This is a genomic window from Mucilaginibacter sp. UYCu711 (assembly GCF_050433825.1).
In the GTDB taxonomy this organism is placed as follows: Bacteria; Bacteroidota; Bacteroidia; order Sphingobacteriales; family Sphingobacteriaceae; genus Mucilaginibacter.
Map to the genome: position 1 here is coordinate 268,228 of NZ_JBNPWM010000005.1, position 24,980 is coordinate 293,207.

25 protein-coding genes are annotated in these 24,980 nt (G+C 38.9%); 10 read left to right on the forward strand and 15 right to left on the reverse strand.

Annotation, left to right across the window (positions count from 1 at the left end):
• Positions 1-8: 8 nt before the first annotated feature.
• The 10 genes from ABIB50_RS12740 to ABIB50_RS12785 form a co-directional block, all read right to left on the reverse strand.
• The gene (locus ABIB50_RS12740; protein WP_429380110.1) at positions 9-1,082 is read right to left on the reverse strand and encodes a glycoside hydrolase family 130 protein; all 1,074 of its coding nucleotides are present in this window, start codon (positions 1,080-1,082) and stop codon (positions 9-11) included.
• Complete coding sequence (locus ABIB50_RS12745) at positions 1,079-2,083, reverse strand: type I phosphomannose isomerase catalytic subunit (protein ID WP_429380111.1); 1,005 nt, start codon at positions 2,081-2,083, stop codon at positions 1,079-1,081. The genes ABIB50_RS12740 and ABIB50_RS12745 overlap by 4 nt, the downstream gene beginning before the upstream one ends.
• A 141-nt stretch (positions 2,084-2,224) precedes the next feature.
• Positions 2,225-5,467 carry a chemotaxis protein CheB gene (locus tag ABIB50_RS12750; RefSeq protein ID WP_429380112.1) on the reverse strand — a complete coding sequence of 1,081 codons (3,243 nt, stop codon included), beginning with the start codon at positions 5,465-5,467 and terminating at the stop codon, positions 2,225-2,227.
• An 89-nt stretch (positions 5,468-5,556) separates the two neighbouring features.
• Positions 5,557-7,362 (reverse strand): ATP-binding protein, encoded by a 1,806-nt coding sequence (locus ABIB50_RS12755; protein WP_429380113.1) that lies wholly within the window; start codon positions 7,360-7,362, stop codon positions 5,557-5,559.
• A gap of 311 nt (positions 7,363-7,673) precedes the next feature.
• Entirely contained in the window at positions 7,674-7,844 is a 171-nt protein-coding gene (locus ABIB50_RS12760) for a hypothetical protein (protein WP_429380114.1), read from the reverse strand.
• A gap of 213 nt (positions 7,845-8,057) precedes the next feature.
• Positions 8,058-8,264: a hypothetical protein gene (locus tag ABIB50_RS12765; RefSeq protein ID WP_429380115.1), complete on the reverse strand. Its 207-nt coding sequence runs from the start codon at positions 8,262-8,264 to the stop codon at positions 8,058-8,060.
• Positions 8,265-8,335: 71 nt separating this feature from the next.
• Positions 8,336-8,722, reverse strand: coding sequence for an AAA family ATPase (locus tag ABIB50_RS12770; protein WP_429380116.1), 387 nt, complete (start codon positions 8,720-8,722; stop codon positions 8,336-8,338).
• 4 nt (positions 8,723-8,726) lie between these two features.
• A complete protein-coding gene (locus ABIB50_RS12775) occupies positions 8,727-8,996 on the reverse strand; it encodes a hypothetical protein (protein WP_429380117.1) in 270 nt (89 codons plus the stop codon).
• Between the two features lie 39 nt (positions 8,997-9,035).
• A complete protein-coding gene (locus ABIB50_RS12780; RefSeq protein WP_429380246.1) occupies positions 9,036-9,212 on the reverse strand; it encodes a tyrosine-type recombinase/integrase in 177 nt (58 codons plus the stop codon).
• A gap of 128 nt (positions 9,213-9,340) precedes the next feature.
• Positions 9,341-10,252, reverse strand: a complete 912-nt coding sequence (locus tag ABIB50_RS12785; RefSeq protein WP_429380118.1) for a phage integrase SAM-like domain-containing protein — start codon at positions 10,250-10,252, stop codon at positions 9,341-9,343.
• A 461-nt stretch (positions 10,253-10,713) separates the two neighbouring features.
• On the opposite strand from ABIB50_RS12785, the gene ABIB50_RS12790 reads away from it, so the two are divergent.
• Together ABIB50_RS12790 and ABIB50_RS12795 are read left to right on the forward strand one after the other, a co-directional pair.
• Positions 10,714-12,021 (forward strand): site-specific integrase, encoded by a 1,308-nt coding sequence (locus tag ABIB50_RS12790; protein WP_429380119.1) that lies wholly within the window; start codon positions 10,714-10,716, stop codon positions 12,019-12,021.
• A 36-nt stretch (positions 12,022-12,057) separates the two neighbouring features.
• Complete coding sequence (locus ABIB50_RS12795; RefSeq protein WP_429380120.1) at positions 12,058-12,903, forward strand: hypothetical protein; 846 nt, start codon at positions 12,058-12,060, stop codon at positions 12,901-12,903.
• Between the two features lie 49 nt (positions 12,904-12,952).
• Here ABIB50_RS12795 and ABIB50_RS12800 read toward each other — a convergent pair whose 3' ends face one another.
• A complete protein-coding gene (locus tag ABIB50_RS12800; protein ID WP_429380121.1) occupies positions 12,953-13,345 on the reverse strand; it encodes a type II toxin-antitoxin system HicB family antitoxin in 393 nt (130 codons plus the stop codon).
• Positions 13,342-13,599 carry a type II toxin-antitoxin system HicA family toxin gene (locus ABIB50_RS12805; RefSeq protein ID WP_429380122.1) on the reverse strand — a complete coding sequence of 86 codons (258 nt, stop codon included), beginning with the start codon at positions 13,597-13,599 and terminating at the stop codon, positions 13,342-13,344. The genes ABIB50_RS12800 and ABIB50_RS12805 overlap by 4 nt, the downstream gene beginning before the upstream one ends.
• A 293-nt stretch (positions 13,600-13,892) precedes the next feature.
• Here ABIB50_RS12805 and ABIB50_RS12810 point away from each other — a divergent pair, with 293 nt between their 5' ends.
• From ABIB50_RS12810 to ABIB50_RS12845, 8 genes are all read left to right on the forward strand, one after another.
• The gene (locus ABIB50_RS12810) at positions 13,893-14,177 is read left to right on the forward strand and encodes a helix-turn-helix domain-containing protein (RefSeq protein ID WP_429380123.1); all 285 of its coding nucleotides are present in this window, start codon (positions 13,893-13,895) and stop codon (positions 14,175-14,177) included.
• Between the two features lie 254 nt (positions 14,178-14,431).
• Positions 14,432-14,788, forward strand: a complete 357-nt coding sequence (locus ABIB50_RS12815) for a plasmid mobilization protein (protein WP_429380124.1) — start codon at positions 14,432-14,434, stop codon at positions 14,786-14,788.
• On the forward strand, positions 14,763-15,917 hold the full coding sequence (locus ABIB50_RS12820) for a relaxase/mobilization nuclease domain-containing protein (RefSeq protein ID WP_429380125.1): 1,155 nt from the start codon (positions 14,763-14,765) through the stop codon (positions 15,915-15,917). The genes ABIB50_RS12815 and ABIB50_RS12820 overlap by 26 nt, the downstream gene beginning before the upstream one ends.
• Positions 15,918-16,351: 434 nt before the next feature.
• On the forward strand, positions 16,352-16,465 hold the full coding sequence (locus ABIB50_RS12825) for a DUF1731 domain-containing protein (protein WP_429380126.1): 114 nt from the start codon (positions 16,352-16,354) through the stop codon (positions 16,463-16,465).
• 355 nt (positions 16,466-16,820) lie between these two features.
• Positions 16,821-19,202, forward strand: coding sequence for a TonB-dependent receptor (locus tag ABIB50_RS12830; protein ID WP_429380127.1), 2,382 nt, complete (start codon positions 16,821-16,823; stop codon positions 19,200-19,202).
• Between the two features lie 444 nt (positions 19,203-19,646).
• Positions 19,647-20,237: a Crp/Fnr family transcriptional regulator gene (locus ABIB50_RS12835; protein WP_429380128.1), complete on the forward strand. Its 591-nt coding sequence runs from the start codon at positions 19,647-19,649 to the stop codon at positions 20,235-20,237.
• Between the two features lie 94 nt (positions 20,238-20,331).
• The gene (locus tag ABIB50_RS12840) at positions 20,332-20,958 is read left to right on the forward strand and encodes a methyltransferase family protein (protein WP_429380129.1); all 627 of its coding nucleotides are present in this window, start codon (positions 20,332-20,334) and stop codon (positions 20,956-20,958) included.
• A 29-nt stretch (positions 20,959-20,987) separates the two neighbouring features.
• Complete coding sequence (locus ABIB50_RS12845; protein WP_429380130.1) at positions 20,988-21,764, forward strand: SDR family oxidoreductase; 777 nt, start codon at positions 20,988-20,990, stop codon at positions 21,762-21,764.
• Positions 21,765-22,692: 928 nt separating this feature from the next.
• Here ABIB50_RS12845 and ABIB50_RS12850 read toward each other — a convergent pair.
• Genes ABIB50_RS12850 through ABIB50_RS12860 form a run of 3 tightly spaced genes read right to left on the reverse strand, consistent with a single transcriptional unit; the run spans position 22,693 to position 24,888 of the window.
• Positions 22,693-23,127 (reverse strand): SRPBCC family protein, encoded by a 435-nt coding sequence (locus ABIB50_RS12850; RefSeq protein WP_429380131.1) that lies wholly within the window; start codon positions 23,125-23,127, stop codon positions 22,693-22,695.
• 24 nt (positions 23,128-23,151) lie between these two features.
• Positions 23,152-24,051 carry a helix-turn-helix domain-containing protein gene (locus ABIB50_RS12855; RefSeq protein WP_429380132.1) on the reverse strand — a complete coding sequence of 300 codons (900 nt, stop codon included), beginning with the start codon at positions 24,049-24,051 and terminating at the stop codon, positions 23,152-23,154.
• Positions 24,052-24,072: 21 nt separating this feature from the next.
• On the reverse strand, positions 24,073-24,888 hold the full coding sequence (locus ABIB50_RS12860; protein ID WP_429380133.1) for an SDR family NAD(P)-dependent oxidoreductase: 816 nt from the start codon (positions 24,886-24,888) through the stop codon (positions 24,073-24,075).
• Positions 24,889-24,980: the final 92 nt, after the last annotated feature.

The window sequence follows — 24,980 nt, forward strand, 5'->3', positions numbered from 1 at the left end:
TCTATTTATTATATAATACCAGGCAGAGTATCGGGAATTGTCATTTTGGCTACGCCGATCCGATTATCAGCCATCCCATAGTAAACATCTATGCGGTTAGGTTGTCCAATATCGTCGCGACGATCTATACCGGTCGGGAACACCACGTTGGCGATCGTTCCAATCGTTTCCTCTGGTAATTCGGGAATTAATATAGGTTTAGGCGAACGATACAATATTTTTTGTGGATCTTTTTCCGAAAGGACCATTACCCCGGCAGAATAGCACAATTTTGGTTTGTCAGCCGTTGATCCCTCCAACTCATGTACACCATGATAAATAATAAGCCATCCATGTTTGGTTAATAAAGGGGGAGCTCCTGCACCTATCTTCAAGTTTTCCCATGGTTCTACCGGTATAGCCAGACGGTGGTTGGATGTGAATTTGGCATATTGTATGGTAGTGTCTTCTCCTAAATTATAATAGGAGATCCAAATACTCTCCTTATGTGAATCTATTTCCCGGTTCTTATGTTTAACGGTTTCCTCGGGAGTTGTGCCTGGAAAAAGCGGGCGGTGCAACATACCTATAGACGGGTGTCCGTGAGGGCTGGGAATAACGACAGGGAAAATGCTGGCATCTTTATTATTAATACCATTAAAGTCAACGTGCTTATATGAAAGGTACTTTACCAGCCCTAAGCGTTCCCAATTAAAAAGGTCTTTTGACCTGGCCACAGCAATGCGCGGCCCATCCGGCCCGAAGGCGGTATAGGTCATGATGTAATGCGCTAAAGGTTCTACATAAGTTACCCGTGCATCTTCGCAGCCACCTCCACCGTTGGGGCGTTTTTCGTATTCGGCTTCAGGTTGTAACGCTATACCCAAACATTCTACGCCAGTAGGCTCCCCGGTTTTATTAAATTTCACTCTCGCTATACCTATACGGGAATAATTGTTTTTTGCCACCAAACGCGGGAAAAGGTAAAGGGCGCCATCCGGGCCACGGGTTGCTGCCGGGTTAAGTACCCCTTCGGTTTCCAATTCATTGCCCGGTTCGGGCTCCATTATGGTGCCGATGCGTTGTAGCTGGAATGGGTTCATGATCTTTTGTTATTATCCTTGCCAGGTATGGTTATTTGCAATAAACTAATTTGGTTATCGGGTTGAACGTCGCATTCTCCTATAGCAGCCGGCAGCAGAACCACGTCACCTTTACTGATCGGGTAATGTTTGGCATTTGAAACAACCTTTGCGGACCCCTCCAAACAAACTAAAATGGTCGGCTCATTTTTGAAACCAACCTTTAAAGGCGACTTGTATTTCATGCGCCATAATATAAAATGCTCGTTATCGAATAATTTTTCGGTGTTCGTATGATGAGTTTCTGTAACCGGCTTTACCGGCCCAATATCAACCTGGTCAAAATCAATGCAGGCCATCGCTTCATCTACCTGGAGATCGCGTGGTTTTCCGGTTTTAGAGTCGGTTCGATCCCAATCGTAAAGGCGGAAAGTAACGTCGCTGTTTTCCTGCACTTCAAAAACTACGGTTCCGCCAAGCGTATGTACCGTGCCGGAATGAATAAATACAGCATCCCCGGGTTTTGGTATAAAACTATGAAGTTTGTCAGCTACACTATGGGTTTGAATAGCCTGACGCAAATTTTGCTGATCGGTACCTTTCTTTAGCCCGGCATATATACGGCTATCTTTATCTGTCTCTAAAACCACCCAGGCTTCCGTTTTTCCAGTGTCACCTTTAGGCAAATAGCTTTTTTGATCGTCTGAAGGATGAACCTGTACGGATAAAACTTCCTTACAATCCAAGAATTTCAACAAAAGAGGAAAATAATCAAATTTGCCAGCAAGTTTGCCCATGAGTTCATTGGGATATTCTTTCATCAATTGAGTGATGGAATACCCCTTCAAGGCACCTTCAATGACCTTACTGGCATGATCTTTCCTGTCGCTCAATATCCAAGCTTCACCTATGGGTTCATCATCAGGGAGCGGTTTGGAAAGTAAGTTCGCTAATTTTCTGCCTCCCCAAAGGCGGTATTGATAGATTGGTTCGAATTTTAAGGGGTATAATGCATTATTCATGTATTATAGTAAGCATATTTAATGTAATAAGTTTCGATTATAAAAAGAGAGGTCGGTAAATTATTTGGAATCCGATCTTTTTGTGATATGGTTAACTGCTAAAAGATAGTTTAGCGTTTAACTATTAGGGGGGCATGACGGTTATATTTTAAAAAATACCTTAAAAACGCATCCTTTGCCCATTTCGCAATCCACCTCAATTTTACCACCTGAAGCATTAACTATCTTTCGAATCAAATATAATCCAATGCCCGTTCCTTCGCTCGTCTCACTAACCCGCTTGTATTTCTTAAATATCTGATCTACTTGGTCTTTGGGAATGCCGATACCGTTATCTGTGATCATTAATACGATGAACTCATCCTTTTTTTCGGTTTGGATTCTTATCTCGGGTATACGGTCAGGAGAGCTAAACTTCAAAGCGTTCGTAATAAGGTTAAGAATTATACTTCTCAAATTCTTTTTAGCGAACCGAACGTCTTTTATTTTGAAATCGGTATGAAAAACGGCTTTCGAAACCTTGATCTTTTCGGACAGTATTTCTTTGATCTCTTCAAAAATTGCCGGGAAGCTTTCGTGGGTATCATCCGTATCTTCCGATTCGATATATCCTACCCTGGCAAGGTCGCTGATGATCGCTTTAAAATTAGTTACCGCTTTATTCATTAAACCTGATAATTCCATCACTTCAGGATCTTTAGTGTCCAGTTTATCATTGAGTATCTCCAGCAGCATTTCTATATTCACAATTGGCGCGTTCAGATCATGTGAAGCACCAAATACGAAATTATTTAAGTCGGCATTGATCCGGAGCAGGCTTTTATTACCGTTATCTAAGCTCCGGTTGCTGATGTCAAGTTCCTTTAACAGCTTTTTCAGTTCTGTAATGTCGTAAAAACTGATAATGGCCCCATCTGCTTTTTTGCTGTTTTTCTTCAGATAAGGCATGGTCATGACCTGGTAGATCTTTCCGTCCCTTGCTTCAGCCTCGCGGGTGATGGACTCCTCATCATCAATAACTTTCCTGACATCATCGATCAGCGTTTCAAATTTTATATTCGTCGTGATATTGCTGAGCGGCCGGCCAATATCGCCCTCGCGGATATTAATATGCTTCACTGCCCCTGGCGAATATCTCTTTAGCAGTAGATCCCGGTCAACAAATAATTGGCCGTTAGTATTGCTGCGAAAATAATTGTTCAGGTCATCATTCAGGTCGGTTAACTCGTCAATAGTCAGTTGGTGGTCCTTATTAACCGTTTGGAGTTCTTCGTTTACTGATTGCAACTCTTCGTTCGTGCTTTGCATTTCTTCATTTGCCGACTGCATTTCTTCGTTGGCGGATTGCAACTCTTCGTTAAAAGATTGCATATTTTCGTTTGAGGAGGCGATGCGTTCATGCGCTACATCCAGCGTATGTTTAAGCTGGGCCACCTCCTGCTCCAGACTGATCACATGCTCTTTGGTAACTTCGTTAATATCCGCTATGTGGATCACGTTTTTCTCCGGTATTTTTGTTTGGCTGTCCGTAAACAAAACCAGCAATAGCCTTTCTTCCGATCCGTTTAAGTAAAAGGGGCTGATTATTATATTGATCAGTTTGATTTTCGCTTTATCGGAAACTTCGAAGTTAAGACTGTCGAGCACTACTCTCTCATCCAGTTTTAGCGCCTTGTGGGCAGCCGCTTTCAACACTATAGAAACATGATCCGGTAACAGGTCGTTCAGGTTATGATTGAAGTTGATATTTTTTAAGTAGTTTTTTGTATTACCAAATGACTGAACGACCGATAGATTTTCGTCGGTACAAACACCATTAAATCCGGACTCCTTGAGCAGTGCCGAATTGACCTGGTCTGTGAGTTCGGATTTCGACACAGGTACAATGTCTTTTTTATTTACTTCTACAGTCGTTGTCTTTATGTCGCCTATCATATGGGATGAAAAGGCATCTAACCGGATGGCTTTTCCTGTTTTATTGCTTTTCAGGACGTTCCATTTGCCGCTGATCTCTACAAAGCCATCTTTAATCACAGACGCGCTCTCGCTTGGCCCCAAAAAAAGGTATCCGCCTTTTTTAAGCCCGAAATGTATCAATGCAAATACTTTTTGCTGTAAAGCCGTATTGAGATAAATTAGCAAGTTACGGCAACTGATCAGATCGATGTTACAATAGGGAGGGTTCTTCGTCAGGTCATGCTGGGCGAAGATCAGCATTTTTCGGATTTCATGTTTGATTTTATAGGCCGTACCTTCTTTCGTAAAAAATTGCTGCAGCCTCGCTTTCGAAACGGTTTTAGTAATGCTTTCCGGGTAAATGCCTTTGGAAGCGGTATCCAGCGCAGCTTTGCTAATATCAGAGGCAAAAATTTTAACCTCGATATTTTTTGGAGTGTTGTTTAAATACTCTTTAATCAGAATAGCTATAGAGTAAGCTTCCTCGCCCGTGGCACAACCAGCCACCCATATTTTCAAGGCATCACCATTGTTCTTTTTAATGATATCGGGTATAACAATTTCCTCGATGATCTTGAAGGCTTCGGGATCACGGAAAAAAGACGTCACACTGATCAGGAAGTCATTTGTCAGCAAGTTTATTTCAGCAGTATTATTTGTTAAAAAATCCCGGTAAGTGCTAACCTTATTAAAATTATTTGCAACCATCCGCCGTTTGATACGCCGGATGATGGTTGGTCGCTTGTAATCGCTAAAATCCAACGGCTGGTTGCCTTTGATGAGGCTAAATATCTCTCCAAGTTCTTCCTCGCTGATGTGGCCCGCAGGTTCATCGGTTAGTAATTCCAACAGGCCATCATTAACATATTCTTCGATAACCTGGGGCATAGCTTCGGGGGAAAGTATTTTATCCGCGCAATCCGTAGCGATCGCGGCCAGCGGCATACCGTTAAAGCCCGCGGTATTTGGATCTTGTACCAGTACGATACCACCAGCTTTTTTTATTGCCTGGATGCCCTTCGACCCATCGTCACCGGTACCTGATAAAATAATGCCAATAGCCTTATTACCACGTTCCTCAGCCAGCGAGTTAAAAAAATAGTCGATCGTCATGTGTGGTCGCGGCTGATCCTTTTTGTCCGAAAGGATCAGCCTGCCATTTTTAACGATCATGAATTTATTACTTGGGATCAGGTAAACGGTATTGGCTTTGATATCCACGTTTTCAATAGCTTCAACAACCTGTAGTTTGCTGTGTTGTGCCAATATTTGAACCATCTGGCTTTTAAAGTCGGCTGAAAGATGTTGTATCAGGATATAAGACACGGAGTCTAACGGTGTGTAATCAAAGAAGGCAGAGATAGCTTCCAAACCGCCGGCAGACGCGCCGATGGCTATAATGTACTGTTGATCGACAATTTTAGCCATGGTTATTGAGGTTGTTTTTTACACCTGCAAGGTGTAAGCGTGTAAATGTAACGCTATTATTAAATATTAATTTATTTATTTTCAGGTATTTACACCTTGATAGGGACTGGTTTTACCGGGAATGTGATCGTGAAAACAGTACCTTCGTTAACCTTGCTTTCAAACGATATCGTTCCGTTCATCAGTTCTGTGTAGCGGCTAACAATATTTAAGCCTAATCCGGTTCCGGGTATATTGCCGGTATTATGTGCCCGGAAGAATGCTTCGAATAAATGCTGCTGGTCATCTTCCGGTATGCCAATGCCATTATCCCTAACCACAATGATCAATTCAGTTTTGGTTATGGTAGTAATAAATTCGATCAGAGAAGCAGGTCCCGAGTATTTGATCGCATTGCTGATCAGGTTAATGACACTGTTTTTAAGCAATGAGGGATTTAGTGTAGCCATCCGGCCCCGGCCGGTATGTTGGTATACAATTCGTTGTTCTTGTTTCGCAAGAGACTGCATGTCTTCTGTAATATCTTCCGCAAATTTTACGACATCAAATTCGCTAAGTATCGGGTTGATCTTACCTGTTTCCAGCAGTTCAAGGGATAAAAAATCGTTTAAGATATTGGTCAGGTTTTTGATCGCGTTTTTAATAGTCTCCGTGTACTTTTTAACAGCCGGGTGGTCAAATTCAACTGCAAGCCTACCGATCAAATCAGCAGACAACTGAATGGCTGTAAGTGGCGTTTTGAATTCATGCGATGCCATAGACACAAAACGGCTTTTTAGCATATTCAGGTGTTTTTCCTTTTCGAGGGATTTGCTAATTATTTCACTGCTCAATTCGATCGCTGTAACAGAATCTATCAGGCTTTTATTGCTGATACCCAGCGCAGCCAGTATTTTGTTCAGTTCGGTAATGTCATAAAAGCTGATAATTGCACCATCTGTATTACCGGTGTTTTGCCGGATGTACGGCATGGTCATAACCTGGTATGTTTTCCCTTCGGAAGATTCAGCCTCCCTGGTAATAGTGTGGCCGTCCTGCATAACCTGCTGAATATCGGCAACCAGCGTTTCAAATTTAATATTTGTGGTGATATCCGCCAATGGCCTGCCGATGTCGCTTTCCCGCAGATTGATATGTTTGACCGCGCCTGGCGAATATTTTTTTAATAACAGGTTATGGTCAACAAATAACTGTCCATTGGTATTGCTCCGGAAATAGTTATTCAGATCATCATTTGAATCTGTCAGCTCTGCATTGGTTTCCTGCTGTTCCTTGTTGATGGTCTGTAATTCTTCGTTGACAGATTGCAGTTCCTCATTGGCGCTGTGCATCTCCTCGTTAGCAGATTGCAATTCTTCGTGAAAAGATTGTATATTTTCATTAAATGCGTCGATCAATTCGTTCGCTGCTTGCAGGCTGCTTTTTGTCTCTGCAAGTTCCTGTTCCAAACTGACCACGTGGGCCAGGGTTACTTGCCTGATGTCTCCGGCTGCAATTAGCGACCTGTTCTTCGGTTTTCGTTTATTACTGGTAAACAGGATGAGCAACTGCCTGGCCTCAAGCCCGTCGCTTAAAAACGGGCTGATGACCATGTTTACCGAATTTTTAACACCAAAATCCAGATCGCTCAGCGTTGCCAGCTGCTGTAATTTCAAGGCCTGGTACGCAGCAGCTTTAACTATAATCGCTACCCCCTCTGGCAGTAATTCGCCCAGGTTAAAATTAAAGTTCTCATTTTTCAGGTAGTCGGCAGTATTCCCAAAAGCTTTCACCACGGTAAGCTGCTGATCAGTGCAAACGCCGCACAGTCCTGCGGCTTCAAGAACGGCTGTTTGTGCGTCGTTTGCCGAAAATCCTTTGGGCACCAACCTGACTGATCTTTTACCGTTTTGCACCGTTGTAAGGTTTTATTGGCGATTACCGCCGCGTTAAGTGGAGTATGATTAAAAAAAAAGAAAGTATTTCAAATATAACAAATTACCGCCCGTTCAATGCAATAATCAATTTATAGGGAACTATACCTTCCTTTTAATGACAGCAAATTTCGTTACTACAAATTTATCCGGTGATGACTATAAACAGATTTGAAAGTGATTTGAATCATTTGATCTCTAATTTCGCATCTGTTATTCTGTATTTGAATACCGACCGTCGGCGACGTAGCCTATACAAGTAAATTAAGCGATTATTTGCACATCACATGCGGTTACCTTCCACGACGCTGGTGGCGATGTCTGCCATATACTGCTTCATCATCCACATCATCGGTTATATTAAGATGAATATGTTCTCTTAATGGGGAATACGACTCTCTGGTATCAGCAGCTTGCTGGGTTATGTTTTCTTCCTTCGGCAAGCTATCCGTAGAATTAGACACTTCCATTTCAAACGTATTCATTTCCACCCGTTCCTGCAAACTGCCGTTCTTTTGCGTATTGGCCTACGTTCGCGAACTGGTGAATATGGATTAAACGAGTGGGTTCTGAAAGGTTGTTGGGAGGGAGCGAGCAACGTCCTTTCGCGGGAAAGGAAAAGCTGTTTCCACCATGTAGTATGGCGGAATGGGAAACGGCTTTTCCTGATAAGCTCTTTACCTTCCTCTGTTAAAATCCCAGCCACGTTCTTCATCGTTATCTTCATCCCTGGAATTATCTCTATACTTATTAGCAATATCGATAATAGTCTGCTCCACGCCAATAGGTAAATCAGCGTTCAGGTAAACAAGCTGTTGTTGTTTTATTTTCAGTAATAATACTAATTCACCGAGACCCTTTGAAGCATCAATGATTTCAAGCATATCAAAGCGGTCCGCAAACAGTTCAAGGTATTGTAAGCCTTCATTATAATTTAGCAGGATATTTTTACGATCTACAAAATACCGCCGTCTAAAACTCTTTCGTTCACTCTGGAAGTAGATTGGTCAATATTTTCTAAGGTCAAATAGACTAAGTTTGCGGTATAACCATATCGCTTGAATTCGTTGGCGATATCCACCAATTCCTTATCTCTGAAATTAGTCTCTAAGGTAAAGTGCTGCTTATGTCGTACAGCTTCGTTAGCTTGTTTAAAAAACTCTTGGGTCGCTGAGTCATACACTTGTTTTTTAGGCATATTAGGTGATTGGGCCTCTATGCGGGCAATAACTTTGTCCACATCAAAAATAATAGCACCCGGTTCCGACAGATCTTTAGAATAAGTCGATTTCCCTGCGCCATTCGGCCCCGCGACAAATAATAGCTGCGGGTTATTTGACATATGATCAAAGTGTTTTTACAAAGTGTTCTTTTCCGTTTTCATCAATACTCATCAGTTCCTTCCTATCCCTATATTCGTGTATAGTATGGGCACTGGTCGGACAGATTAACCGATCATAATAGCTGAAGTAGCCGCCCTTTGCAAACTTTTTAAGTTTCACTGCTGCAGAGGTTGGACGCAGTCGTTCCCGCAACTCATCTTGCGATAAATCGAAGATCGAAACAGAATGTAAATGGCTTGTAGTAGTGCTGCTCATACTTTGGTGTGTTCTCATACAAATATAATTAAAATTTAAAAAAAGATTATGGTGTAGTTATGATTTTGCGTATTTCTGTTTAAGTAAAGCCATGTCCTGGCCAACCTTCAGGTCTAGTATTTTAGCATAGTGTTGGGTGGTTTTAATGTTGGTGTGCCCCAGCATTTTACTTACACTTTCAATAGGAACGCCATTAGATAGTGTTACAGTCGTTGCAAAAGGGTGTCGGGCAATGTGAGGTAAGAGGTTTTTCTATACCGCATATTCCAGCTATCTCTTTTAAATAGGCGTTCATTTTTTGGTTGGTACTTACTGGAAGGGCTTTGCCTAAATTGCAACAAATCGGGTGATCGTCATACTTATTAAGGATGGTCAAAGGTGTTTGTAATAATGGAATACGACTTGGGGTATCGGTTTTTTTTTCGTTTAGTAAATATCCACATTTCTCCATCATGGCCTTTAATTATCTCGTTTCGTTTGAGCTTGTTTACATCAGCATAAGCTAGACCCGTAAAACAACAAAATAAAAAAATGTCTCTTACTTGATTGAGGCGCTCGGTTAAAAAAACTTTGTCTGCCATGGCTTGTAAATCGCCCTCATTGAGAAAAACTCTATCAACCTGTTTAATTCTTATTTTGTAACTACTAAATGGGTCTTTATCTAACCAACCGCTTGATAAACAAATACCTATAATTTTTTTAAAGTTTTTAATGTATTTAAAGGCCGAATTATTGGCACAATTGCGCTCCGAACGCAGATAAAATTCATAATTAGTAATAAATTCATGGTCGATTTTCTTAATATCAATATCAGATATTTTGTATTTCCATTGCAAATAATTTTGAGTATGCTTTAAAGAGGTTTGATAACGGACGTATGTACCCACGGCATATTCTTTTCCAATTAATGCAGCAATTTTTTTATTATGGTCTTTAAAAATATCAATTAGCATTCGTGCCTTTTCACTTTTACCTAAAAATTCATTTTTCAAAGCTTCAGCAGTAATGTTGCTTTTGGTTTCGGTTAATCTACTGTGTGCCTCGTATACTTGTTTTTGCAGGTTGTCTAAATACGAGTTAATGGATTTTGTATCCTCCTTAGTTCCTTTTAATCGCCCGGCAATACTATTCCAAGTACCGGGTTCACATTCTCGTCCTGTCGTCGTTTCGGAACGTTGACCATTCACTGTGATACGCAGATAAATCGGCACTAAGCCGCTTAGATAGTTTTTTGGCTTTTTTAAATAAAAAAGCAAGCTGAAAGTAGTTTTCATAATGTTTAAAGCATTAAAAAGTGAAACAAAATTAAGCTTGCAATTGGGTCTGTACAAGATGTTCAATTATTGAATAGCTTGATTATCAAATTGATAACACGATTTGGTGAGTTAGAATTTTTAAAAAGTTACTCACCGAATTACGCCCCTTTTTATCGCGAATCGGTGAATAATTTAGCCTTTTGACTAAAAAACAAAAGCCTGCAATCATTTGATTTGCAGGCTTTTAGTCTGTTTTAACATTGAACTTAGTGGAGCCGGAGGGATTGGGATTAGTACCCTTTGCTATTCCTATTTTGACTTATTTGTCTATAAAACAAATAGTTATGTTATTTTAATGACAAGTTAAAAACAGTTTTGAACACTTATGTAAGGAAATTTAGCCCCACAAATAGCCCCACAAAATTGGTTATGAATGTTTATTTTCCTAACTTTAAATTACAATTTAAGTAGTTTAAGATATGAACTTAACATCAAGATTCGAACTTAGGAAAGATACATTAAATAAGAAGGGCGAACACCCGGTAACACTAATATTGAGGGTATCATCCCAGCGGCGGAAACTTGCCACCGGCGTTACCGTTGTCCCGGAATTATGGGACAATCACACACAGAGGATACAATTAATAACGGGAAAAATTCAAAAGGAACTCCTAAAGACATATCCTGAAATGGAGTTGATGGCAAATGCTGACATTAAACGATCAAATTTGTCTTTAGAAGAGCTAAACAGTGGAATTGAAGCTATTGCCGCCCGGTTTGAGCTGGATGGTTTGACCTATAGCGCGGATATGCTGTTAGATCAATATAAATTACTAACGTCTCCGAAGACGAAAAGAACAGAACCAAATAACCTGGTGTTTGATTTTATTGACAAATACATAACCGTCAACGAACCCAGCAGGGAAAAGGGAAGCATGGGTGTATACAAATCATTAAAACGTCACTTAGAGGCCTATCAAAAACATACGAGGACGAAAGTGAGATTCTCTGAAATAAACTATGCTTTTTTTCAATCGTTCCAAAATTTTCTGATCAAGTACCGCGCCATCAATAACATAACTATAGCCAAGCAACTTAGTACGCTTAAGACTTTTCTTGGATATGCTATTAAAAACGGCATTACAGTAGCCGAAGGCTATAAAAACTTCAAAATCAAAAGGCAGAAGCTGGAAGTCATCGCACTTACTAATACTGAATTCTTAAAAATATTTGCGTTAGACTTAGAGAAAAATAAGCGATTGGCGCAAGTACGTGATGTGTTTTGCTTTAGCTGTGCTACTGGGTTCAGATATTCGGATATGGTTCAATTACAAAGAGGACACATCTTTCCAGGAGAAATTCGTATCACAGTCAAAAAAACAAAAGAACCGTTAATAGTGCCGCTAAACGGTTATTCGGTTGTGATCTTAAATAAATACCTGGACAAAACCCGACCATTGCCTATCATAGCTAACAATAATTTCAATAAATATATTAAAGAGATAGGTAAGCTGGCGGAAATCGATGAACCTACAGAGATCATTCGTTACAAGGGCCCTGAAAAGATTGCCAAATTGTATCCAAAATATGAATTGATCAGTGCTCATACCGGAAGAAAAACATTTGCTACCCTGTCGCTTGAAAAAGGCATACCGGCTGAGACGGTCATGGGTATTACTGGACATACCGATTATAAGAGCTTTCAAAGATACATTAAGGTTACAGAAGAAAGGAAGCGTAATGAAATGCACAAAGCCTGGGGAACGCCAGATTTAGCGGCTCACTAAGTATTAATAGTAATGGTTTTATAATAACGCTTGAATATGAAAGAGCTTAGTTACGATATTTCATTAAACAATTACAAGCTTGCTGAATATTTGGCACTTTATGATGAGCATACAGGAGTTGAGAGAATCCTTTTTTATCGTTTAGGCTGGCATATATTCTTTACTAATAGCAAATCATTTAATCAATATGCCGCTTTTTTAAATAGTAGGATCCGGGTTAAGAACTATTTGCTGAACGTACCCTTCTATATTCTTATAGGAGCGATCGTTATTTTGCTCATAGTATTTAGACATCAGATCAATTGGATAGTTTTTATTTTCGCTTTAGGATTTATTAGCACACTCTTGTGGATCAGACATTATCTTTTGAACAGAGCTTCAAACAACGGGATGCAGACTAAAGAGTTCTTGGCGTTTGTTGATCCTGAAAAGAAGAAGGCTAATTTTGCATATTTTGAAAGCCTGAATATAAATGATTATGAATCAGCTGGGGTATTATATAAGCAGTTACTCAAAAAGGAAGATGTGCATGTTGTTAATAGTGAAGTGGATAATGTTTTGGATAAGACTGTCAGACTATTGACCCTTGATTTTATTTTCGGTTCTCCTGGAGCAATGCAGGAACTTATCAATAAACTTCAAGCAAATTCTGATAATAAGTTAACCAAAGCAGGCATTTATAAAGTTATCGGCAAAATACTGGGGGCTTCCAGCGATAACATAAAATCTATGATTGAAAAAGACCTGCTTATAATCAGAAGCACAGTTCCGTCTCCTGCAAGGATAAAACAACTCTTAGCCGTAAAATCCATATTCGCAGATGCAAATCTTCCCTTGCTCGCTAATGAGGTAGATAAGGTGATAAAGGATTATCAATCATAATATCAGCTACCAAATTAATTGTACTTATGATTGGTATGCTATTTATCAATTAAGCCTTGAGGGCATAGCCACTGTCTATGTTAGATAATTCAGCGCTGATATCTTTTTCATGTTTAACAGCATAAACCAATGCCGTTTTGACAAAATCGTTCAAGGTGATACGATGCTGCAAGGCGAATATAGCAGCTTTCTTGTGCAGGCCTGCCGGAACCCGAACGTTAAACACCCCTTTGTAGGTTTTGTCGGGTGATTTACCGATACTTTTACAGGTTTCTATATAATCTTCCATTGCTTCCTTAAAAGCATATTTAAGTTCTGCTACGGAGATTCCTTCGAATGTGATCAGATCATTAATTCCGATCACTTTACCAAAAAATACTTCATCGTCCGCACTATAATGAATAGTAGCAGTATAATCCTGATATTTTAAAGAATCAATCATTTCAATTTCCCTTTCTCTTTTAAGTGATCCAATACCTGTTCAATCACATAGGATTTCACAATAGGCTTCGGGTGTGGCTTATGTAAACTAATAATTACCTTATCTGTATCGCTAAACTTTCTCCTTGAGCCACCTGTTTTTCCTGTTGGAATTTCGGTATAACCATAATAACCCAATACTGAAATCAGTTCATCCCAAGTCAAATCCTTTGGCTTGGTCAAAAAGCGGGTAACTAATTTATCAAGTTTACTCAATACTTTGTAACTAAAATTTAGTTACAAATATACACACCCAGTTGAAAAAAACAAATTTGTTTAAGAAATATCTTAACTGATAAACATATAATAACTAGTGTTTACCTAATACAGATCAGACACATTAAGTGGAGGTTACATAAACTATGGTAGGCGATGTTAAATAAATAGTTGACGGTCAGCTATATTATAAATATATAAGTATGGTTATGTAAATCAGGGTACTACCCACGCTAACTACCCCTTATGTGATTTGCTCATTATTGTGCCATTAACAACTAATAGGTACAGTTATGAACAATATTATTCTATCACCCATTGAAAAAGATGAACTCATTAATGAGATAGCGGATGCCGTTATTTCTAAGCTTCAGCTTGTTGAAACAAAGACAAGAGAGCGGGAAGAACTGATGCAAACTCATCAAGTCATGAAATTATTGGGCCGGTCGCGAACCACAATAAAAAACTGGCGTGATATGGGCTTGCTTAAGTATCAGGTCATCAATTCCAGAGTGTATTTCAAAAGATCTGATATCATGAATTCTGGTTTGCATCTAAATAATAAAAGGAAGATATGAGCGAATAGGTGATTCTATGCAAGTGAAAGTTGTAAAGGTTCAAACGAAATATTGTCGATGCTTTTGCATTCCTAAACCTAATATTATAGTCAAAATAGCAAACAATTATTGAAGAAAATTAAAAAGGTTCAGAAGTATAAACAGATATACATATATATCGCCACTGTTTAAAGCAAGCCATGTATCCGCCTTGCGGATACGGCTTGCCGGGGATACCCCGGACCCGATATACTTCACTCCGTTCAGCATATCTTATGGGAAAACCACCATTAACAAAAGAAGAAAAAAGGTCAGTAAACTTTACGTTTCGCCTGACTGAAGAAGAACAAAAAAAGCTGTTCCGTTTGTCTGAAATTACGGGGCAGGTGCCGGGAGTATTGATCCGTGAAAAGCTTTTTAAGGGACGTTTCCCGGAACCGAAAAAAGCAAAGCTTGACCTGGACACCTACCTCGAATTAAAGCGGATCGGCGTAAATGTAAATCAGCTGGCAAAACACGCCAATGCAGGTAGAATGCTTGTCGGAATGCCTACTATTCTGAAGCAGTTAGTCGAACAGCTTAACCTCATGATAAAATTGTTGTTAGATGATAGCAAGCCAGAAAATAGGTAAAAGCTTTATGGGCGCATTAAATTACAACCTGAAGAAGCTCAATCATCCCGACCCCGAGACGAGAGCAGAACTGCTGGCAACCAATTTTGCCGATATTGATCCTGCTATCATCAAACAGGAAGTGGAAATGGTGACAAGTATGAAGCCTAACCTGAGCAGGTATGTTTATCATACCAGTATTAATTTTTCCAAGGAAGATAACGTTGATAATACTAAGCTGCTAGCAATTGCCCACGACTATCTGAAAGAAAGCGGCTACACCAACAATCAGTATATCGTTTTCCGGCACCATGATGCGGATCATCCGCATATCCATTTACTGGTCAATCGAATCGGTTTTGATGGAACTGTCGTATCCGACAGCAATAACTATAAAAATAGTGAATCGATTCTGCGTAAGCTTGAAATAAAGTATGGACTGATACGAGTACTGAATAGTCAACAGGCTGAAATAAAAGCAGTCAAAAAGGGCGAACTGGAAATGGTCATTCGTACCGGTAAGCCCTCAGACAAAATGCTATTACAGGAAAAAATGAAAACATTGCTGACCAAAACGAACCTGACTATTACCGATATGCTAAAATTGGGTAAAAAGGAAGGCATTCACTTTTTATTCAACCAGGCCTCTACCGGGAGAATAACTGGGATCACTTATTTTCATGAAAATTTTAAGATAAAGGGTCAGGCATTAGGAAATCAGTTCAAATGGGCGGAAATTATTAAAAAAGCAGATTATGAACAAATTAGAGACAGCAAAGCAATTAGCGAAGCAAACAATAGCACAAGAACAGTATATCGACAACACGGACCAGCAAGCGAACGCGCAGAACTCGGAAGAAGAAACGATGGTGAATCTGCTTTACCTGATGCAACAGAATTCAATGAACAATGCCAAACGGATGAACGAGATAGCGAACACCCAGGAAAAAATATGGCGGAGAATGAACCAGATGGAAACAACAGTAACACAGCAGAAAGCGGACTGGAAACAGCTGATCATACTAACGATAATGATAGGACTCTTCTTGATAATTGGGGTAATCGCTATATTCCTCCTTTTGCTGTTCAAATTGCGGATGACGAGGATGATGCTTTAAGAAGAAGAAAACGAAGAGGCATCGGACGATAATCTTTAATCTTTCAGAGAGATAATGGTCGGGGCGTCGGATCATTACACTCCCTGATCCAACCACGCCACTTGCAAGTTGTGATTTGCTTTCATTCTTTGAACAACTGGTATTTGCAACAACTGAGGGTTGCGAATGCTCAACAGGTATTAAGTTGTGATTTGCTTTCATTCTTTGAACAACGGATGTTTGCAACAACTACAACTCTGCGCCTCCTAAAACTAATTGCCCTGTTTAACCCCACCTTTCCCAATTGAACTTTGCTCTTTCCAATAATATCTCCGTAGTTATTCCTGATGGGCTGGTAATATTAATTCAGGTGATTGATATAGAACAAATCCTTTTTCCATAACTACAGACCAAAATCGCCTCCCGATGTTAAGGGCTTCTTTTGCACTGCTATACCTGAATTTGTGATTAAAATGATTATGGGGAAATGAGTTCTCTTGTTTTGAATAGTACCAATGCATTACCTCAGGGTTTGCTACAGGAAAATTATACATTTAAATACGCCAGCCTTAATAAGGCTTTAAAAGAATTATATGGATAAAAACTGAGTATTAAATGTCAATCAGCTCAATTTATTCAACGAGCAAGTCAGTAAATACGCTCCTAATTAGCCTACCAATTATGGAGGATAGATATAAACCTTTTGCATCATGCTTTTTCAAGAAATTATATTTAACCGATTTTGCGACCTGCTTCAAGTTATACATGCAGATTTAAGAATAAATTAAGAAAATAAGACCTAATATAAATAACCCTTTTTTATTCGTTTTTACTGAGCTTACTGAAATTATATTAACCATCGTTAATCCGCACAAGATTTTTTTGGCTTGTATTTATGTAACAAATGTTTCAGGCGCTGTATTTTCTGAAATGGTAATTTTGTTTAAATATAGACGATGAAAAATTTTATCATACTATCCATCAGCACTTTTTTGTTAAGCATTTCTTCAGGAAAAGCTCAAGACAATGCAACACAAACAATAAGGGGACAAATTGTCGACGACATTACCCATGCACCGATCATAGGTGCCACCATTTACATCTTGGGATCTAAGCCCTCTGTTGCTACATCCTCAGATATGAACGGTTCGTTTACATTGTCCAAAGTTCCGGTTGGCCAGCAAAGTTTACGAATTACCTTTACAGGTTATGAACCGCAGCTCATTAACGAAATACTCGTTACAGGTGGTAAAGAAACTGTGCTTAGTATTTTGATGACGGAAAAAATAGGATCTCTAAAAGAAATAATAATTTCAGCACCAAGTAAGCGTGCTACCAATAATGATATGATCACCGTCAGCGGACGTTCCTTTAATATTGATGATACCAAACGCTATGCTGGTGCCCTAGGCGATCCGTCCAGGATGGTATCCAGTTTTGCAGGCGTATCCAGCGCTAATGACGGGCGAAACGACATCATCGTTCGAGGCAATTCCCCTGCCGGTGTGCTGTGGCAACTGGAAGGTATTGATATCCCAAATCCTAATCATTATGGATCTTTAAGTTCTACAGGAGGTGCGGTAACGCTGTTAAATGTCAACAATCTCGGTAAATCTGATTTTTTAACCGGTGCGTTCCCTGCACAATTTGGTAACGCAATATCGAGCGTGTTTGACCTACGTTTGCGCGATGGAAATACGGACAAAAATGAATTTTTAAGTCAGATAAGTTTTAATGGGTTGGAATTAGGCGCAGAAGGGCCGCTGGGTAAGAAAGGCGGATCTTATGTTGCAAATTACCGCTATTCGTCCCTTGCCCTATTTAAAACGCTGGGATTTAAATTGGGTACAGGAACAGGTGTACCACGATACCAGGACCTTAACTTTAGGGTATCTATGCCTTTATCAGCGAAAAACAAGGTAGCAGTTTTCGGATTAGTCGGACCAAGCAGCATCGATTTTTTGGGTAATGACGTGGATACCACAAACCATAAAACCACTGATGGTTCTGAAAACCGGAATCTCCGCACCAAATATTTTAAAGCTATATTGGGAACGACACTTGAAACTAATTTTGATGACAAGACATTCGGCAAGCTAAGTGTTGGATATAGCAATACATCCGAAAAAGTAAGTGCAGATTCCATCAGTTCGGCCAACCACATTGCCTATCCAAGCATGACAACTGATTACACCACCAATACTTTCTCGTTGGTATATAAATTGATGCTCAAGTTCGACGCTCAAAATAATTTAACAGTTGGTGTCGACAATAACTTATACTCTTTCACTCTCTACAGCAAGCGCATTTTTAACAGTGGCACAGATGAAAAAACCAACATCGATCAATCCGGTAATACAGTTTTATCTCAGGGTTATGCAGAGTTAAAACATAAGTTTAATAACTCCTTTTATATTAATGCAGGTGTTCACGCACAGTTTTTGACGCTTAATCATTCAAGCGTTATTGAACCACGGTTAGGTTTAAAGTATAAACTAAATGACGGCAACTCGCTTTCTCTGGGTTATGGCGTATATTCCCAAGCTCAAAACCTACTAGTGTATTTTAACCAACAGACAGGTGTTAATGGGAATATTGACTATACTAATAAAAATCTTGGTTTTACTAAGAGCCAGCAACTTGTGGCAGGATATGATTACAATATTAATAGCAGCCTTCATTTTAAAACCGAAGTTTATTACCAGGCGCTTACCAACGTTCCGGTGGAAATCATATCGAGTGGTTATTCGGTACTGAATTCAGGGGATACTTTCGGAACAGACCGAAAAAGTAACCTAATCAATAATGGAACGGGTACCAATTACGGCGTGGAGTTCACCCTTGAAAAATATTACAATCATGGAACCTATTTCTTATTTACCACTAGTCTTTTCGATTCAAAATATAAAGGCAGTGATGGTATTCAGCGAAACACTGCATATAACAGCAGGTATGTAGTGAACTTGCTTGCCGGAAAAGACTTTACGGTGAATGCACAGAAGAAAGATGTTCTAACTTTAAATTTAAAACTTTCAACGGTAGGTGGTAAACATACATCTCCGGTTGATATCGCTGCATCGAAAGCTTACAACGATACCAGGTATGATGAAATAAACAGCCCGTATAGTTTACAACAGAAAGCTTATTTCAGGACAGATTTCAAGATCGGCTACCGCGCCAACCGCAGCAAATCGACGTTGGAGTATGGCTTAGATATTCAAAATATAACTGCTAATAAAAATATAGCCAGCCAAATCTATAACAGGAGAACTAATACAGTGAACCTACAATATCAACAGGGTTTATTACCTGTTCCTTACTTGAGATATACTTTTTAATTTATAACCGACAGTCGTTTTGCATTTAATCTGACTGCTGATATACTTATTCCACCCGTAAAATGGTTATTAATTATAGGCCTACTCCATAACATTTATAAATTAGTCGAATGATCATTGTACAGCAAAAAAGATCAGTCTATTTTAAAAATGATAACTTACCTTCGAAAAAAATAGCAAGCAATAAGTTAATGCCTGGTTGAGCAACCGAGGCAAAACTAAGGTAACTGGAATAGTGATCATTGCAATCGCAAAAATATCTGCCGTATGATAAACTCCAACATACACTTAGCCAACGCCAGTCATTATTAAAAAATAAATAGTTTAACATTCCTAATTAATTCAAAGTTATGATTAATTCTTATTCTAATTCAAGATTAGTATATTTATCATAGTCTATTCATCAGCAACAGCTTTAAGACCACATTTGCCGATAAACAACGTATGCGAAAAGAATTTGAGATTTATCGGGAAATAATCACACGGCTTAATCCATCTATTACATATGAAGAATGGGATTATTTCCAAAGTGCCCTTATCGTTCAAATATTTAATTCAGGCGATTTTTTTATTGAATCTGGCAAAAGAAATCATCAGCTTGGTTTTTTGACAAAAGGGCTTTTAAGGGCCTATTATATCAATGACCAAGGTGCCGATATTACGATCAGGTTTGTTAAAGAGCAGGAATTTGCTACAGATTATTTATCTCTTATTACACAAAAACCCAGCAGATATTATTTTCAGTGCCTGGAGCCTACAATTATTATTACAATACCATATTCGTATATACAAAATGGATATAAAATGTATCCAATCTTTGAGCGGACAGGACGATTAATTGCAGAAGAAACATTAAAAAAGCAGCAACAAAGAATTGAAAGCTTTCAATTCGACAATGCAGAACAGCGATATATAGATTTTGTAAGACAAAATCCTGATCTATTCAACCGTATTTCACTTACTCACCTATCTTCCTATTTAGGTATTGAACGACCCTCCCTTAGCCGGATCAGAAAAAAAATAGCTGGGCAATAACGATTGTAACATTTGTTTCAGACGAAGTTGCATTACAAGGCGATATTTGATTTAGCTGTTCATGAGACAGATTTACCAAATAAATGTATAATTTATGAAAATCACCGTCAATGCTACAATAAATGCTCATAAAGTAATAGTTAGTCCACTCTTGCTGTTTTTGATGTGGCACTTCCATAATTGGAGCAGTACTGCATTTCTATATTTTGGTTTGCATGGTACTTATACTATTCTTTGGCTTATTAAACAATCGGTATATCCCGATAAAAGTTTCCAACAATTAGTGCCTGTTTGGATAGCAATCTTTATCATATTTTTACCGTTAACTGGATTTTATATTGCACCATACTTGCTTATATCTCAGCATACCGTCATTCCGGATTGGGTCTTCGGCCTTGCCCTATTCCTTTATACCATGGGCATCTTTTTTCATTATGTTGGTGATGCCCAAAAATATTTCACACTTAAGTTAAAAAAAGGTTTGATCGAGGATGGTTTTTTTAAACACACCCGCAACCCTAATTATTTAGGAGAGATATTAATATACGCCGGATTAACCCTTGTTGCCTGGCATTGGCAGCCATTAGTTTTTTTAATAATATGGGTGGGCTTTCTACTTTATAACATGGGTAGAAAAGATCGGTCTATGAGCCGCCACCCGGGTTTTGCGAAATATGAAAGCCAAACTGGAAAATTATTCCCCAAATATTTTAATAGTTAATTAGTAATAAGGTTTTAAGATAATTTCAAATGGACTTACAATTAAATAATAAAGTGGCTGTAGTATTAGCAGCCAGTAAAGGCCTGGGTAAAGCTATAGCCATGAGCTTATCAGCAGAAGGCGCGAAAGTTATTATAGGTTCCCGTAATGGTAAAGATTTGCAAATAACCGCAGATGAAATTAACCTGCAAACAGGTAACCCGGTAACTGCGATAACGGTCGATGTTGCGGATGTCGGTCAACTGGCTGATTTTATTAAAAAGGCAGGTGAAACGTATGGTCAAATAGACATTCTACTCAATAACGCCGGGGGGCCGCCATTTGATAAATTTGAAAATTTCGACGACGGCCAATGGCAAACAGCTTTTGAGTTAAACCTACTCAGTTTTGCCCGGGCCGGCAGACTAGTACTGCCTTATATGAAAAAGACAGGTAGCGGACGTATTATTAACATCATCAGCGGATCGGTAAAGGCAGTGCTGGTTAATTCCATATTATCGACGGCTATGAGAATGGGGGTTGTTGGTATGGCCAAGTTAATGGCAGACGAGTTAGGGCCTTATAATATTACCGTAAATAATGTAGCCCCTGGTATTATCTTAACAGAGCGTATTAAACATATCCTGCCCGAAGGTGCTGATGCTGAAATAGCCTTTAAAGAAATCTCGAAAAGCATTCCTCTTGGCCGTATTGGCAAACCTGAGGAACTTGCCGCGTTGGTTGTTTTTATAGCCTCCAGCCAGGCCAGCTATATCAGCGGAACTACCATACAGGTAGACGGCGGCGCAAATAGGGCAATCTGGTAGTGACTACGATTAATGGCAGGCCAATAATATTAAAAGCTTTAGAGTGCTAAAAGTTTTTTTCTATACACTCTTTTTGCAAAAGAATTGAGAAAGAAAAATCTCCGTTTCGTATCCATCAGTGAAAATATGTCTATGAGCGATACCTTTTAGTGCATGTTTTCATTTTTATATACATTGGCGATTTCGAGGATTTTTTAAACTACCAATTTGCATCAAAGCGGCCTAAGTTTTACATTGTTACTTTTCTAAACATGTCGGCGTTCAGCGAGCTATTTAAGACCAAACAAAACTTCCACCATTTAGATTCGACAAAGTTTTAACTGATAGTCTAAAACGATGTATTAAGGCACTGAAAATAATAAAACAGCTAAACCTCTAACGTGATTCATTGATAGAAGTGTCTTATTGTTTGATGGAAATTTCATAATTGTAAAAATGTAAATGTATTCCGGTATTCTGTATACATTCAGCAGCTCTCTTTTCTTAGAATTTATAGAAAAAGCAGCAAGGTTTCAATTTAACTTGAAGAAAATTCGGTCTAAACTTTCAGTTGATTGCATCAAGGGATTTTCCGAAGCCCGATGCATTATAGGAACTAATCTGTCGGCTACAATCAAGTTTTTACGTTTTTATATGTTTTACATTTTACACATTGTGAGTTTTTTTTGCGTGGGGGTAGATTGGTTGATCATCTGTTGCAGCAAAGATAGCTTCCGAAGATAGTGCAGAAAAGGGACTTTCGCGGAATAAACCCGCAACCCATTCATCTACGAGGCCATTTGTTCCACATTCCCTTGACAGCGCCGCTTCTCCCGCTTTTGGTTGGTTAACAGAAGATCACCTGACCCCCGATAATCAGGAAAGTTTTAAGGGGTGGAACTTACGGCTATGCATTACAATCACTACCTTTCGATTTAAAAGATGGTATTTAACGCTCGCATTCTGCTTTTAGCGATTCCATCCATTTCTGACCGCCTTTAGAAATATTTTTATTGAGCATTCCTTTTAGAATTGTTGCGAAAAATCCATCCATGCTATCAATGAATATCACTTTGGTCTGGTTACCGTTGGTTAATAGTTCCCAAGTCGTCGTGGCAGTCATACCCAACGTTTTTCCTGTATATATTAAGTATTTACCCTGATCAATCCTTATCAATTTTGAATGTATTTTTACGCCATGACTTTTCCATTCAAATGTGTTATCAATTTTAAAATCACCGGTAAGTTTGGATTCTGTAACATTGCTTTGCCAATTAGTCCAAAGGCCAATTTGGCTTAGAACTTCCCATACACGCTTGCACTTCGCATTGATGATAATGGAATTTTTAAAATAGACAGGTCCGTTTATTTTTTTAGTAGTCATTGACTTGTGTAAAAGTATTTGCGTTTAATTAAGTGAGGACTTAAATTGGTAAGGCGACAGCTCGGTTTTCTGCTTAAATAACCGATTGAAAGATTGGGGGTATTCAAAGCCTAACTGATAGGCAATTTCATTCACCGGCAGGCTCGTGTTGACTAATAATTCTTTTGCCTTTTCAATCAATTTATTATGTATATGTTGCTGTGCATTCTGCCCTGTGAGATTTCTTAAAAGATCACTTAAATAACTCGGAGATAGATTCAGTTGATCTGCCAAATATTTAACGGTAGGTAATCCATCCGCCCTAATTTGGTTACTATTGAAATAAAGGTTTAAAATACTTTCAGTTTTATGAAGTAATTCATTGTTAATATGTTTTCTGGTTATAAACTGGCGGGTGTAAAATCTTAAAGCGTAATTAATTAACGTTTCGATTTGTGAAATGATGACGTCTTGGCTATAAACGTCTATGGATGCGTGATACTCCTGGTTAATGCCATTGAGTATATTTTCGATAATAGCTTCTTCAGATAATGACAGGTGAAGCGCTTCGGTCATTCCATATATAAAAAAGTCACAGTGTTTTATTTTTTCCCATAACTGGTATCCAATCAAAAAATCAGGATGGATACTTAGGTTCCAACCGGCAGCAGGCATCCTGTCATTTACATCCCATACCATTTTACGATCAGGCGCACAGAAAATCATGAATCCATGATTGAAGTCGTAATCGTTCCGACCGTATTTTTCATTGGAGGAACAGGTTTTCTTTAATGAAATATTGTAAAATTTGTTCCTAAAATCAACTGTGTCTTCTGTGGCAATCGCTTTAGCATCTTCGAATCTGATGATGCTGACGAGCGGATGCCTGGGTTCAGGCATATTGAGTAGTTGGTGTTGCTGGATTATTGATTTGATAATCAACATAATATTTGGTTGACGTCGTAATTATTTTTTAGGCTGAAAATGTGAACGGAATTTATTAGCCATAATATTTGAGAGCATTGAATTAGGGAACAAATAACCCATGCTAATTAATAGTCGGTTCTTTGATCCCGAAATAATGCTTGTCTTATGTTTTCTCAGCGCTGTCAACCCTTCTTCAACCACCTCTTCAGGGGATTGAAAACTGATATTTCCCGCAAGTGTCTTTTTGTCCTGGATAGACATCTCGCCGCCTTGAAAAAAATTGGTTTCCGTTAACCCCGGGCACAATAATAAGATATTGATTTTAAACGGTTTGTTCTCGGCTACCAACGCCTCTGTGAATGAGCGGACGAATGCTTTACTTGCTGCATAAACAGCTTGAAAAGGTGTGGGCTGAAAGCTTGCCATAGAGCCAATATTTATTATGGTACCACTATTTCTTTCACGCATTTGTTTTAAATACCTGAAAGTTAGTGAGGTGAGAAATGAAATATTCAAACTGATAATATCAAGTTCTTTATGAAGATCAAGATCAATGAAATCTCCTGCCGACCCAACACCCGCATTATTGACGAGACAATCAACAGTTAGATCTCGCTTTTCAGTTTCCTCAAATATTATTTGATCTGCATCTTTAGTGATCAGATCCAACGCAATATATTGCGCCGTTATATGATGTTCCTCAATTAATTCTTTACATAATACGTCTAATTTTCCCCGGGATCGCGCTACAAGAAGCAAATTATGCTTTTCTGCTGCCAATTTTCTGGCGAACGCTTTGCCAATTCCCCCGGAAGCACCTGTAATTAAAGTAACTTTCATCTTTGATAATTCCATACCACAAAGTTGTGTAAAGGAATTTTGTTAAAGTTATCTAAACCAAGAATTTTTCTAACTGAAATGAAGATTATTAACATTGTATCCAAAAA

What these genes read in the sequence shown, in the direction of transcription:
- ABIB50_RS12740 (WP_429380110.1), bottom strand. Translation starts at nt 1,082, where the DNA reads ATGAACCCATTCCAGCTACAACGCATCGGCACCATAATGGAGCCCGAA.
- ABIB50_RS12745 (WP_429380111.1), bottom strand. Translation starts at nt 2,083, where the DNA reads ATGAATAATGCATTATACCCCTTAAAATTCGAACCAATCTATCAATAC.
- ABIB50_RS12750 (WP_429380112.1), bottom strand. Translation starts at nt 5,467, where the DNA reads ATGGCTAAAATTGTCGATCAACAGTACATTATAGCCATCGGCGCGTCT.
- ABIB50_RS12765 (WP_429380115.1), bottom strand. Translation starts at nt 8,264, where the DNA reads ATGCTTGAAATCATTGATGCTTCAAAGGGTCTCGGTGAATTAGTATTA.
- ABIB50_RS12770 (WP_429380116.1), bottom strand. Translation starts at nt 8,722, where the DNA reads ATGTCAAATAACCCGCAGCTATTATTTGTCGCGGGGCCGAATGGCGCA.
- ABIB50_RS12775 (WP_429380117.1), bottom strand. Translation starts at nt 8,996, where the DNA reads ATGAGAACACACCAAAGTATGAGCAGCACTACTACAAGCCATTTACAT.
- ABIB50_RS12785 (WP_429380118.1), bottom strand. Translation starts at nt 10,252, where the DNA reads ATGAAAACTACTTTCAGCTTGCTTTTTTATTTAAAAAAGCCAAAAAAC.
- ABIB50_RS12790 (WP_429380119.1), top strand. Translation starts at nt 10,714, where the DNA reads ATGAACTTAACATCAAGATTCGAACTTAGGAAAGATACATTAAATAAG.
- ABIB50_RS12795 (WP_429380120.1), top strand. Translation starts at nt 12,058, where the DNA reads ATGAAAGAGCTTAGTTACGATATTTCATTAAACAATTACAAGCTTGCT.
- ABIB50_RS12800 (WP_429380121.1), bottom strand. Translation starts at nt 13,345, where the DNA reads ATGATTGATTCTTTAAAATATCAGGATTATACTGCTACTATTCATTAT.
- ABIB50_RS12810 (WP_429380123.1), top strand. Translation starts at nt 13,893, where the DNA reads ATGAACAATATTATTCTATCACCCATTGAAAAAGATGAACTCATTAAT.
- ABIB50_RS12815 (WP_429380124.1), top strand. Translation starts at nt 14,432, where the DNA reads ATGGGAAAACCACCATTAACAAAAGAAGAAAAAAGGTCAGTAAACTTT.
- ABIB50_RS12820 (WP_429380125.1), top strand. Translation starts at nt 14,763, where the DNA reads ATGATAGCAAGCCAGAAAATAGGTAAAAGCTTTATGGGCGCATTAAAT.
- ABIB50_RS12825 (WP_429380126.1), top strand. Translation starts at nt 16,352, where the DNA reads ATGAGTTCTCTTGTTTTGAATAGTACCAATGCATTACCTCAGGGTTTG.
- ABIB50_RS12830 (WP_429380127.1), top strand. Translation starts at nt 16,821, where the DNA reads ATGAAAAATTTTATCATACTATCCATCAGCACTTTTTTGTTAAGCATT.
- ABIB50_RS12835 (WP_429380128.1), top strand. Translation starts at nt 19,647, where the DNA reads ATGCGAAAAGAATTTGAGATTTATCGGGAAATAATCACACGGCTTAAT.
- ABIB50_RS12840 (WP_429380129.1), top strand. Translation starts at nt 20,332, where the DNA reads ATGAAAATCACCGTCAATGCTACAATAAATGCTCATAAAGTAATAGTT.
- ABIB50_RS12845 (WP_429380130.1), top strand. Translation starts at nt 20,988, where the DNA reads ATGGACTTACAATTAAATAATAAAGTGGCTGTAGTATTAGCAGCCAGT.
- ABIB50_RS12850 (WP_429380131.1), bottom strand. Translation starts at nt 23,127, where the DNA reads ATGACTACTAAAAAAATAAACGGACCTGTCTATTTTAAAAATTCCATT.
- ABIB50_RS12855 (WP_429380132.1), bottom strand. Translation starts at nt 24,051, where the DNA reads ATGTTGATTATCAAATCAATAATCCAGCAACACCAACTACTCAATATG.
- ABIB50_RS12860 (WP_429380133.1), bottom strand. Translation starts at nt 24,888, where the DNA reads ATGGAATTATCAAAGATGAAAGTTACTTTAATTACAGGTGCTTCCGGG.